The organism is Bradyrhizobium sp., assembly GCF_049586575.1.
Lineage (GTDB): Bacteria > Pseudomonadota > Alphaproteobacteria > Rhizobiales > Xanthobacteraceae > Bradyrhizobium.
This window is the reverse complement of sequence record NZ_JBAVCF010000484.1, coordinates 1-11,324: the sequence shown is the minus strand read 5'-3', so window position 1 is coordinate 11,324 and position 11,324 is coordinate 1. Positions and strand designations below refer to the sequence as shown.

Sequence of the window (11,324 nt, the reverse complement as noted above, 5' to 3'; positions counted from 1 at the left end):
GTCTTCGTGCTGCTGGTCTGCTTCCTGAGGGGCGGCATCGTCGGCGGCCTGGTCGACCTCTATCGCTTTCTCTCGCGCAAACCAACCAAGGATGCCGCAAAGGAAGCGCCGCCTAGCTCTGCGGCTGAACCTGTACAGAAGACGTCTGGCATCGAAGTCGCGACGCAAGCTGCGCCGGCGCCGTTGCCTGCCGAAACGGCCGGACGAGCCGAATATTCCGGCCCGATCCTGCAGGCCACCGGCCTCACCAAGCGTTACGGCGGTCTTGTCGCCAACAGCAACATCGATTTCAGCGTCAACCGGGGCGAGTTGCGCGGAATTATCGGGCCGAACGGCGCCGGCAAGTCGACCTTCTTCAAGATGCTCACGTGCGAGATCGCTCCGTCCTCGGGCCGGATCGTGTTCGAGGGGCGAGACATAACGGGGATGAACGTCACCGAAGTCTGCCAGTTGGGATTGACCAAGAGCTACCAGGTCAACCAGTTGTTTGCGGGACTGACGGTGCGCGATAACGTTGTGATCGCAGCACTCGCCCGTCTGCGCGGCAAGTTCCGGCTCGATCTTTTCCGCAGCCTGGACAGCGTCAAGGGATTGCCGGAGTTGGTTGAGCACACCCTGGAGAGGGTCGACCTGACCAGGCGGGCCGACACCCCGGTATCCGCACTCGCCTACGGCGAGAAGCGGAGGCTCGAGATCGGTCTCGCGCTCGCCACTTCGCCCGGCCTGTTGTTGCTGGACGAGCCACTCGCCGGCATGAGCCCGCACGAAAGGGTAGAAACCGTCAAGCTGCTCAGGTCCATCGCGCGCGATCGCACCATGATCATTATCGACCACGACATGGATTCGCTGTTCGAACTGGCTGAGCGGGTCACCGTGCTGCAGGAGGGCCGCGTGTTGCTTCATGGCACGCCGGATGAAATCAAGACCAATGCTGCTGTGCAGGAAGCCTATCTTGGCGGCGTTCACGGAGTGATCGACGCATGAGCTTGCTCGAAGTCAACGGTCTCAACAGCTATTACGGCGATTCCCACATCCTGTTCGATGTCGCCATGCGCGTCGAACAGCATGAGGTGGTAGCCCTGCTCGGCCGCAACGGCGCGGGCAAGAGCACGACTCTGAAGAGCCTGATGGGCGTCGTGACGCCGCGCAGCGGCACCGTCATGTTCGACGGCGTCGATATCGCCGGGCGCAGAAGCCACAAGATCGCCCAGGCCGGCATGCAGCTCGTTCACGAGGAGCGGCGCATCTTCGGCAGCCTTTCCGTCGAAGAGAACATCATCATCGCCGGGGTCACGGCCGAAAAGCGCTGGCCGCTCGAGCGCATCTACGAGATGTTCCCACGGCTGAAGGAACGGCGGAATAACCGTGGCACCGAGCTCTCCGGCGGCGAACAACAAATGCTGGCGATTGCGCGCGCGCTGGTGCGCGACCCCAAGATCATCCTCCTGGACGAGCCGTTCGAGGGACTTGCACCGGTCATCGTCCGCGACCTCGTCAAGGCCTGCCGGGATCTCGCTGCGGCCGGCCAGACCATCGTGCTGGTCGAGCAGAACCTGGCAGCGACGCTGGCACTGGCCCAGCGGATCTACATCATCAACAATGGCCACGTCGTTCACGAAGGACCGGCCAATGAACTGAAGGCGCAGCCGGAGCTGCTGCAGCGCTATCTGGGAGTCTAGCTTCTTCTGGCCCGCGATACACCGCGGGCTTGCGTTGACGCAGGCGCCTATGCCGTCCTATCCATCACAAGTGGAACAGAACAGGCACTTGCGTTGAGCGATCCGTTCTCCAGAACGACCGTCGAGAGCGCGCGGCGCACACTGACCGCGCGGCTGAAATCGGCCGGCATCGATTCGGCCGAACTCGACGCGCGCATGTTCGCCGGTGCTGCGCTCCACCTCGACCTCACCGGACTGATCACGGCGACGAGGCGGATCGTCACGCAAGACGAGGCAGCGTCTCTTGAAAACTTCATGCAGCGGCGCCTTGCCGGCGAGCCGGTCGCGCGCATTCTCGGCGTCAAGGAGTTTTGGGGCCTGGCCTTGCAGCTTTCGCCGGCGACGCTGGTACCGAGGCCCGACACCGAAACCGTGGTCGAGCTGGCGCTCGAAATGGAACGCGGTGAACACGGGACTAATCGATCGCCACGTATCGCCGATATCGGCACTGGGTCTGGCGCAATTCTGCTCGCGCTATTATCTGAGTGGCCTAACGCGACCGGTGTCGGCACCGACATCAGCCTGGAGGCGTTGCGAACGGCCAGCCGTAACGCCGCTCATCTTGGTTTTGCCGCTCGTGCCGCCTTCGTCGCCTGCAACTATGCGGCGGCGCTGTCCGGTGAGTTCGACCTGATCGTGTCGAACCCGCCGTACATTCGCTCGGCGGAGATCACAGAGCTTGGCCGCGAGGTGCGCAACTTTGACCCCTTCGCGGCATTGGACGGCGGCGCCGATGGTCTCGATGCCTACCGCGAACTGATCCCACAGGCCGCTCGCTTGCTCACGCCCGGCGCGGCGCTGATTGTCGAAGCCGGATGCGGCCAAAGCGGCCCTATTGCCGAATTGCTCGCCGCCTCAGGGTTAACGTCCGAGGGACCCCCAAAGGCCGACTTAGCGGGCATTCCGCGGGCCGTCGCGGGCCGGAAACCACCCCGATAAAGCCTGATTGAAATGCAAAAAAACCACTTGGAATATTGCCCCGGAGCGACTACGTTCCGATCAACGTCGGTCCAGGGTTACTGGCTCCGTAGACAGATACGGATTGAGGCCAGAGTTCTCAAAATGAGAGCCCGCCCCGAGTGAAAGGTTCCAAAACGCAGGTCCTTTAGCGCGCGATGGCTTGGGTTGAGCTGCGCTGCTGCCGACCGCAAAGCGAACGAAAGCCTGATATTGCGCTTGAAAAATCACGCTCGAAACCTGTGCTTGTTTTGGCAGGCGTAATGATTTGATGCGGCCGGCGACGCACGCCGAGCTGGTGGGGAACGCGTCTTTGTTGACTGCGACGTACGGCAAATCTGTGTGGAAATAAGCGGCGGTTCGGGTCCGGCGCGCGAGCGTATCGCGCGCGCAGGATTGGTCGACGCGCAAGATTGAAGAAGCGAATAACGGCGCTCCAAAGCTCCTCGATCTGGGGCCGAGGAGTTTCGAGACAGGGCAATTTCAGGGCTGGATCAAAGGCACGACATGAGAAACGGTCAGAACAACAAGCGGATGCGTAACCGAAATAACAATAACAACAGTAACAATAATAACCGGCGTGGCCAAAACCCGATGACCCGGGTGTTCGAATCGAACGGACCGGACATCAAAATCCGCGGCACTGCGTCTCACGTCGCGGAAAAATATGTGCAACTGGCGCGCGACGCGCGGTCCTCCGGCGACCCGGTCGCCGCCGAAAATTACTATCAGCACGCCGAGCATTACTTCCGCCTGATTGCCGCTGCGCAGGAGCAATTCCGCCAGAACCAACCGCAGCAGCCGCGGCCAGATGCCGAGATGATCTCGGAGGAAGGCGAGGACGACGAGGGCTTCTCAAGTTTCGGCCAAGAGCCGGGATTTGTCCCAGTACAACAGCAGCAGCAACCCTTCGTACCCCGCGACAACAATCAGCGGGACCATCAGCAATCTTACGCGCCGCGTGAACAGCAGCAGCCGCGTGAACATCAGCGCGAGCAACGCAACCCACCGCAATATCAGCAACCGCAGCAACCTTCGATTCCGGATAATGGCGGCGTCGATCGGCTGCCCTCATTCATCACCGGACCGCAGCCGCAGATCAATAGCGGACAGGGCGGCTTCGAGGGCAATGGCGGCGAACGCGAACGATTCCCGCGACGCCGCCGCCGTCCGCATGGGCCGCGCCCCGAAGGTGTGGCGGCTGCACCCGCCGCTCCCGGCGACGATTTCAATCCGGGGAATGAATAGATAGCGCCGCGCTTCCTCCGGGTATCTTGCTGAAATTTATCCGTCGTCACGCTGGAATGACGACGGCACCAGCACCGGCGGCAGCGCCGGAATGAGGCGCGTGCGCTCGCGGTGCGCGGGGATCGCGCGGTAAACCTGCTTGGTTGCCTCCACGATGTGGACGCCCGCAAAGGGCAGCGACATCGCGGCCCCGACGCGCTCCCATGCTACCGCCGAGCGCAGGAACCAGCCGGCCGCAAGCGGCGGCACGAACAAGGCTTCGCCCCAGCCGATCGGCGTAAACCAGGTCTGCCGCAGCAACTGCGTAATCTGTGATCGCGAATAGGGCCGGCCGTGGCCGAACGGCGTATGATCGGTGCGGGTCCATACCCCTCGCCGGTTGGGAATGACCGCCATCACCCGGCCCGAGGGCGCCAGCACCCGCCACACTTCGCGCAACAGACCCTCCGGGTCGTCGGACATTTCCAGCGCGTGAACCAGCAAGATGCGGTCGACCGCAGCGTCCGGCAGCGGCAGCGAAAATTCATCGACCAGCGCCGCCAATGTCGGCCGCGCCGTCGGCCATTTCAGCACGCCCTGTGCCGCCGGCATGAAGGCGATGCAGCGCTCGGAGGAGTCGCGAAACAGCCCGAGATAGGGCGTCGGATAACCGATGCCGAGCACACGTTGGCCTTCGGCTTCAGACCAGCGGGCATGAATGCCGCGATTGATCAGCCGCCGCGCCACGATGCCGAGGCGTTGCGAATAGAAATCCCGGAGGTCGATTACATCGATGGACATGGGCCGCAATCTATCACGGCGAGGGACCATTGGTCCGATTTTAACATTCGCATCCCTCCTCAGCGGCCACTTTTGCGAATGTTAAAATCGAAAGGACCAATGGCTAAATATAAGATTTCAGTGAAGTTTAGAATATGACATTCGCATTCCGGGTCTGCGGCTGGGTGAGTTAGCGAATGTCAAATCCACTCCACTGGATTGGGCGGCCATTCGCGCATTGCTCATTCGCCGTTAACGCCCTATTTCATGCTCAGGGCAGCTACCCGCAAAAAACAACGGAGATGTCATGGCCGCCGAAATCCGCCTGTTCCCCTGCCTGTCCGATAATTTCGGCTATCTGATTCACGATCCAGCGACCAAGGCGACCGCCTCGATCGATGCGCCCGAAGCCGCGCCCGTCATCGCCGCCCTGGAGCGCGAGGGTTGGAATTTGACTGATATTCTCATCACCCATCACCACCACGACCATGTCGGCGGCGTCGCTGAGCTGAAAGACAAATACAAATGCCGCGTGGTCGCCCCTCACGACAAGTCGACCAAGATCGCCAATGTCGATCTTCGCGCCAAGCAGGGCGACGTCCTGAAGGTCGGGAGCTCGCTGGCGCGAGTGCTGGAGACGCCGGGCCACACACTCGACCATGTCAGCTATGTCTTCGACAACGAGAAGGCGCTGTTTGCCGCCGACACCCTGTTCTCGATCGGATGCGGACGGGTGTTCGAAGGCACTTACCCGATGATGTGGGACTCGCTGCTCAAGCTGCGGGCGCTGCCCGACGACTTCAAGCTCTATTGCGGCCATGAATATACCGCTTCCAACATCAAATTCGCGCTGACGATCGAACCGGACAACGCCGCGCTGAAAGCGCGCGCCGAGCAAGTGAACCGTCTTCGAAGCGAGAACAAGCCGACGATCCCGACGCTGCTTGGCGAGGAGAAGAAGGCCAACGTGTTCCTGCGCGCGGACGAACCTTCGGTCGCCGCCAGCGTTCGGATGAAAGATCGTAGCGCCGCCGAAATCTTCGGCGAGTTGCGTGAACGCAAGAATAAATCCTGATCTAGGGCAATCCTGATGGCCAAACGGCCTTCCGCCGCCGATATCATCACACGCCTTGATCTGAAGCCGCATCCGGAAGGCGGCCATTTTCGCGAAACATTTCGCGATTCCGATTGCGACACCAACGGCCGCTCGCGCTCGACCGCGATTTATTTTCTGCTGTCGCGCGACGAACGTTCGCACTGGCACCGGATAGATGCGGTAGAGATCTGGCATTACTATGCCGGCGATGCACTGGCTTTGCGGATCGCCGATCAAGCCGGCAGCAGGAGCATCACTCTCGGGCCGGATTTGGCTTCAGGCCAGATACCGCAAGCGATCGTGCCGGCGCATGCATGGCAGGCCGCGGAATCAACCGGCGACTGGACGCTCGTGGGCTGCACCGTCGCGCCGGGATTCGATTTCGCGACGTTCGAGCTCGCGCCAAAGGATTGGAAGCCGGACTAGGGTCTCTAGCGCTTCCGAAACATGTCTTTCGCCGCGATCAATCCTCCGCCCGCAATCAGCACCGCGGCGAAGGCGATGCTTGCGCTCGGTCTTGCAAAGCCAGCCAGAATCAGAAACGCGGTCGAGGCTAGCGGCGTCGCATAGGACGCCGCGCCAAGCACGCGAATATCGCCGCGCTTCATGCCGACGTCCCAGGCATAGAACGCCGCGCCGACCGGTCCGACGCCGAGCGCAACGACCGCAAGCCATTGCCACACCGACTCGGGCCATACCGTGTTTTCGACCAGCGCATGCACGAACGCGGCGAGTAGCGCGGTCACCAGACAAAAGCCCGCCACCGCATCGGTCGGCACCGATTTGAGCCGGCGCGACATCACCGAGTAAATCGCCCAGACGAAGGCAGCGACAAAAGCCGCCGCGAGGCCGGGAAGCTGCCCCGGCGTAAAGCCCGACAGGCCGTTGCCGCTCAGCAGCAACACCGTGCCCGCAAGCCCTGCCGACGCGCCAACGACATGATGCGGTGCCAGCCGCTCGCCGGGCAGAAACGACGAGAATAGAACGATCAATAGCGGCCAGAGATAGTTCAGAAGTCCGGCCTCCGCCGGCGGCGCGAAACGCAGCGCGAGAAAATACAGCGCGTGATAGCCGAACAACCCGCCGACGCCGACGGCCCACACCAGCGGCGGCTGTCGCAGCGCCGACAACGCTTGCGGGCGTCCGATAAAGGTGGATAGCCCTACCAGCCCGCCGATCGCAAAGGTGATCGCAGCCAGCTGAAACGCCGGAATCTTCCCTGTCGCAACCGTCAATACGGCCAACAGCGACCACATCAGGATTGCGGTCAGTCCGATCAGGGTAGCGGTTCGGGAGGTCATACGGCCGTCATTGCGAGCGGAGCGAAGCAATCCATCTGGCTTTAATAGCGAAACCGGATTGCTTCGTCGCTAGCGCTCCGTTGCGCAAACGCTTCTCGTTTGCCGCAGGCAATGACGGGAAGGCCCGTCACACCAGATACTGTCCGCCATTGATCGTCAGCGTCGAGCCGGTGATGGCGCCGGCTTCGTCCGCGGCCAGAAAGACCACGGCGCGGGCAATCTCTTCGGGCTCGCCGAGCCGGTTGATCGGAATCTGCGGCAAGATGCTCTTTTCAAGAACTTCCTTCGGCACCGCCTGCACCATCTCGGTGTTGATGTAGCCGGGACAGATCACGTTCACCGTGATGCCGCCCTTGGCATTCTCCAGCGCCAACGCCTTGGTGAATCCGATATCGCCGGCCTTGGCGGCGGAATAGTTGACCTGGCCGAACTGGCCCTTCTGGCCGTTGATCGAGGAGATGTTGACGATGCGGCCAAACTTTCTGGCGCGCATGCCCTCGATCACCTGACGAGTCACGTTGAACAGCGAGCCGAGATTGGTGTTGATCACCGCGTTCCACTGATCGAGCGTCATCTTGTGGAATGCGCCGTCACGGGTGATGCCGGCGTTGTTGACGAGCACCTCGATCGGACCAATATCTGACTCGACCTGCTTGACGCCGGCGGCGCAGGCCTCGAACGAGCTCACATCCCACTTGTAGACGGGAATGCCGTTTTCAGCCTTGAATTTTTCCGCGGCCTGATCGTTGCCGGCATAGCAGGCAGCGACCTTGTAACCCGCAGCCTTCAATGCCTTGCTGATCGAAGCTCCAATTCCCCGCGTCCCCCCCGTCACCAGTGCAACACGTGCCATGATCGAATCCTTCCCTTGGGTTTCCGTCGGCTTTTTGAAAACGCGCTTTGCTATTCAGCTCATGAATTAAGCGGGCGGTTTGATGAACATCAAGAAGAAACGCCCGGAAGATGTTCCGGGCGTCTTTCTTTAGTTCAGAGATGTGCAGCTGCGAAAGAACAAAGCGTTCGCAACCGCTGCCGTCTTTTTAATCGCGTGCGATGCACATCGCGATACCCATGCCACCGCCGATGCACAGCGTGGCGAGGCCCTTCTTGGCATCGCGCTTCTGCATTTCGTGCAGCAGCGTCACCAGCACGCGCGCGCCGGACGCACCAATGGGATGGCCGATCGCGATCGCACCGCCATTGACGTTGACCCTGGAGGTATCCCAGCCGAGATCCTTGTTGACCGCGCAGGCCTGCGCCGCAAAGGCTTCATTGGCCTCGACCAGGTCGAGATCGCCGATGCTCCAGCCGGCTTTCTTGAGCGCGGCGCGCGAAGCGGGAATGGGACCCGTGCCCATGATTTTCGGATCGACGCCGGCCTGCCCCCACGACACGATGCGCCCCAATACCTTCTTGCCTTCCTTGGCCGCCTGCTTGGCGGTCATCAGCACCACGGCGGCCGCACCGTCGTTGATGCCCGACGCGCTGCCGGCGGTAACCGTGCCGTCCTTCTCGAAGGCCGGGCGAAGCTTGGCCATCGCATCCAGCGTCGCGCCATGACGCGGAAATTCGTCGGTGTCGACGACGACGTCGCCCTTGCGAGTCTTGATCGTGACCGGCACGATCTCGTCCTTGAACTTGCCGGCCTTCTGCGCGGCCTCGGCCTTGTTCTGCGAGTGGACCGCGAATTCGTCCTGCTGGGCGCGGGTGATCTGATACTGCCGCGCGACATTCTCGGCGGTATTGCCCATGTGGTAGCCGTTGAAGGCGTCCCACAGCCCGTCCTTGATCATGGTGTCGACGAGTTCCAGGTTGCCCATCTTGACGCCGCCGCGCAGATATTGCGCATGCGGGGCCATGCTCATGGATTCCTGGCCGCCGGCGACGACGATTTCCGAATCGCCGTTGAGCAGCGCCTGATACCCGAGCGCGACCGTGCGCAGACCGCTGCCGCAAAGCTGATTGACGCCCCAGGCCGGGCTCTCCACCGGAATACCGGCTGCAATCGACGCCTGACGGGCCGGATTCTGGCCCTGGGCTGCGGTGAGGATCTGCCCCATGATGACTTCCGAAACACGACCCGGCTCGATCCCGGCCCGCTCCAGCGCGGCCTTGATGGCAACGGCGCCGAGATCATGGGCCGGCAAGGTGGCGAATGCGCCGTTGAAACTTCCAACCGCGGTGCGGGCGGCGCTGACGATGACGACATCGTCTGACATGGACATCTCCTGAGTTTGAGTTCTTGGGCTTCTAAGCCTCGGCGGCGGGCGAACCACCAGCATGGCGGGCCTGTCTCGCCTTTAATCTGTTAACCTCGCGAGGGCATGTCAATCCGCTAGTCGCCGCATCGCATTCAAAATAGCGCCGCTGGTGCTTTCCTGAGCCGTACCCATGCTTTGGGATTAACCGTGCCGCACAAAACGGTAGCCGAACGGCATTGAAAATGCTTACCTTTGCTGCAATGCGTTGACTTCGGCCCTTCGGCGGCCCCGTTGGGTTCCTTTTCCCGGTTTCTGTGCGAGCCCCCATGGCGAAATCAGACCAACCCACCACGATCAAGAAATACGCAAATCGACGGCTCTATAATACCGGCACGAGCACCTACGTGACGCTTGAGGACCTCGCGGCCATGGTCAAGGACGGCGAGGACTTCCTCGTCTACGACGCCAAGACCGGCGACGACATCACCCGTTCGGTGCTCGCGCAGATCATCTTCGAGCAGGAAAACAAGGCCGGGCAAAATCTGTTGCCGACCACGTTCCTGCGGCAGTTGATCCGCTTCTACGGCGACAGCATGCAGATGGTGGTGCCGAGATATCTCGAGCAGTCGATCGATACGCTGACGCGTGAGCAGGAAAAGTTTCGCAAGCAGCTCACCGATACCTTCAGCGGAACACCCTTTGCACCGCTGGAAGAGCACGTTCGCCGCAACATGGAATTGTTTCAGCAGACGTTCTCGATGTTCAAGCCGTTCGTGCCGCAGCGCGGGTCGGCGCTTGGGGACGTCGAAAAGGTCCCGGAACCTGCGGCCGACAATATCGACGATCTGCGCCGCCAGATGAAGGACATGCAGGATCGCCTCGACCGGATGTCGAAGGAACCGAAGAAGGAAGAGTGAAGCTCTTACCTGCATCTTCCCGGCATCGTTATCTAGTCGTCATGGCCGGGCAGAAGCGCGTCTTCGCACGAGATGTCCCGGCCATCGACGTTTTATGTGCCGTCATTCCAGGATGCGCCGAAAGGCGCAGACCTCAGGTGCGTAATTGCGCACCATAGTTCGCGCTTGCGCGCGGCCCGGAAATGACGGCGGCTCATTCCAGACACATCTCCACCTTCCCGCGGCGCGCTGCGCCCGAGGCATTGCAAAAAAATCCGCCCCTCGAAAACAAGGGTGCAGGGAATGCCGGATGCGAAAGCGCACCCGCGGCCTCGCGTGCGAAAATAAAAAGCACACGAGCAAGTCACCACAGGTTCACCGGTCACACCGGCATTCCCTGCGCAATGGTTTTAACGGCTTGCTCCGCGCTCTCCCTGGTGAACCGGGCTTTCTTGCCACCATCCCCGCGCAATGTGAAAACATTGTCGCGAGTTGACGCCAGCGTCGGGGCGTCAGGACCACACGGCTTCGCCGTCCGCTTGCCTCCCGCACGCCATGCGAGGGGACCAGCGTCCACCGCTCCCTGCCCCGCGTTCGTGGCGATCGCGAGCCGCCCCTCGTGGTGGGACAGGATGGCGCGGGCTTCTAAAGGTGATTTGCCCGACAACGCAAGGGGTCACCCGCGACAGATTGGCACGACCGGCAAACCGTGAAACCGCACTTGCGAGGAAGCGCGGATTGGCATTGTCTATGGCATATGTCAGGGAAACACCCCATGACCGAACAGCGCCACGTCAAGCTATTTCGCAACGGCCGCAACCAGGCGGTCCGGATTCCCGTGGAGTTCGAACTGCCGGGCGATGAGGCCATCATGCACCGCGACGGAGAGCGGCTGGTGATCGAGCCAGTCCGCAGGCGTGAACTGCTTGCCTTGCTTAAATCGATGAAACCGATCGACGAGCACTTTCCGGAAGTGGATGACCCCGTGCCGCGGGAGCGCGTGCTTTGACACGTTACCTGCTCGACACCAACATCATCTCCGATCTGATCAGAAACCCGCAGGGTAAAGCGGCCAGGCAAATCGCCAACCGCGGCGAGGACAATATTTGTACCAGCATCATCGTGGCCGCAGAGCTGCGATATGGCTG

At 61.5% G+C, this 11,324-nt stretch carries 13 protein-coding genes; 9 read left to right on the top strand and 4 right to left on the bottom strand.

Going from position 1 to position 11,324, the window contains the following annotated elements:
• The 4 genes from WB528_RS18740 to WB528_RS18725 form a co-directional block, all read left to right on the top strand.
• Nucleotides 1-984, top strand: a 984-nt coding sequence (locus WB528_RS18740; RefSeq protein ID WP_423889885.1) for an ABC transporter ATP-binding protein, incomplete at its 5' end; no start/stop codon positions are given.
• Nucleotides 981-1,679: an ABC transporter ATP-binding protein gene (locus WB528_RS18735; protein ID WP_423889884.1), complete on the top strand. Its 699-nt coding sequence runs from the start codon at nucleotides 981-983 to the stop codon at nucleotides 1,677-1,679. The genes WB528_RS18740 and WB528_RS18735, both read left to right, overlap by 4 nt.
• Before the next feature lie 93 nt (nucleotides 1,680-1,772).
• Nucleotides 1,773-2,657, top strand: coding sequence for a peptide chain release factor N(5)-glutamine methyltransferase (gene prmC / locus WB528_RS18730; protein ID WP_423889883.1), 885 nt, complete (start codon nucleotides 1,773-1,775; stop codon nucleotides 2,655-2,657).
• 525 nt (nucleotides 2,658-3,182) lie between these two features.
• Nucleotides 3,183-3,923 carry a DUF4167 domain-containing protein gene (locus WB528_RS18725; RefSeq protein ID WP_423889882.1) on the top strand — a complete coding sequence of 247 codons (741 nt, stop codon included), beginning with the start codon at nucleotides 3,183-3,185 and terminating at the stop codon, nucleotides 3,921-3,923.
• 36 nt (nucleotides 3,924-3,959) lie between these two features.
• Here WB528_RS18725 and WB528_RS18720 read toward each other — a convergent pair whose 3' ends face one another.
• A complete protein-coding gene (locus WB528_RS18720) occupies nucleotides 3,960-4,703 on the bottom strand; it encodes a class I SAM-dependent methyltransferase (RefSeq protein ID WP_423889881.1) in 744 nt (247 codons plus the stop codon).
• A 286-nt stretch (nucleotides 4,704-4,989) separates the two neighbouring features.
• Here WB528_RS18720 and gloB point away from each other — a divergent pair, with 286 nt between their 5' ends.
• On the top strand, nucleotides 4,990-5,757 hold the full coding sequence (gene gloB / locus WB528_RS18715) for a hydroxyacylglutathione hydrolase (RefSeq protein WP_423889880.1): 768 nt from the start codon (nucleotides 4,990-4,992) through the stop codon (nucleotides 5,755-5,757).
• A 15-nt stretch (nucleotides 5,758-5,772) separates the two neighbouring features.
• On the top strand, nucleotides 5,773-6,204 hold the full coding sequence (locus WB528_RS18710) for a cupin domain-containing protein (protein ID WP_423889879.1): 432 nt from the start codon (nucleotides 5,773-5,775) through the stop codon (nucleotides 6,202-6,204).
• Between the two features lie 5 nt (nucleotides 6,205-6,209).
• On the opposite strand, the gene WB528_RS18705 is transcribed toward WB528_RS18710, so the two are convergent.
• The 3 genes from WB528_RS18705 to WB528_RS18695 form a co-directional block, all read right to left on the bottom strand.
• The gene (locus WB528_RS18705; protein ID WP_423889878.1) at nucleotides 6,210-7,079 is read right to left on the bottom strand and encodes a DMT family transporter; all 870 of its coding nucleotides are present in this window, start codon (nucleotides 7,077-7,079) and stop codon (nucleotides 6,210-6,212) included.
• A gap of 127 nt (nucleotides 7,080-7,206) precedes the next feature.
• Nucleotides 7,207-7,932 carry an acetoacetyl-CoA reductase gene (phbB, locus tag WB528_RS18700; RefSeq protein ID WP_423889877.1) on the bottom strand — a complete coding sequence of 242 codons (726 nt, stop codon included), beginning with the start codon at nucleotides 7,930-7,932 and terminating at the stop codon, nucleotides 7,207-7,209.
• A gap of 187 nt (nucleotides 7,933-8,119) precedes the next feature.
• Nucleotides 8,120-9,298 carry an acetyl-CoA C-acetyltransferase gene (locus WB528_RS18695; protein WP_423889876.1) on the bottom strand — a complete coding sequence of 393 codons (1,179 nt, stop codon included), beginning with the start codon at nucleotides 9,296-9,298 and terminating at the stop codon, nucleotides 8,120-8,122.
• A 308-nt stretch (nucleotides 9,299-9,606) separates the two neighbouring features.
• Between WB528_RS18695 and phaR the strand changes: the two genes are divergently transcribed.
• The 3 genes from phaR to WB528_RS18680 form a co-directional block, all read left to right on the top strand.
• Nucleotides 9,607-10,197, top strand: coding sequence for a polyhydroxyalkanoate synthesis repressor PhaR (phaR, locus tag WB528_RS18690; RefSeq protein ID WP_423889875.1), 591 nt, complete (start codon nucleotides 9,607-9,609; stop codon nucleotides 10,195-10,197).
• Between the two features lie 754 nt (nucleotides 10,198-10,951).
• A complete protein-coding gene (locus WB528_RS18685; RefSeq protein ID WP_423889874.1) occupies nucleotides 10,952-11,185 on the top strand; it encodes an antitoxin in 234 nt (77 codons plus the stop codon).
• Nucleotides 11,182-11,324: PIN domain-containing protein (locus WB528_RS18680; protein ID WP_423889886.1), on the top strand; the 143-nt coding region annotated here is incomplete at its 3' end. The genes WB528_RS18685 and WB528_RS18680, both read left to right, overlap by 4 nt.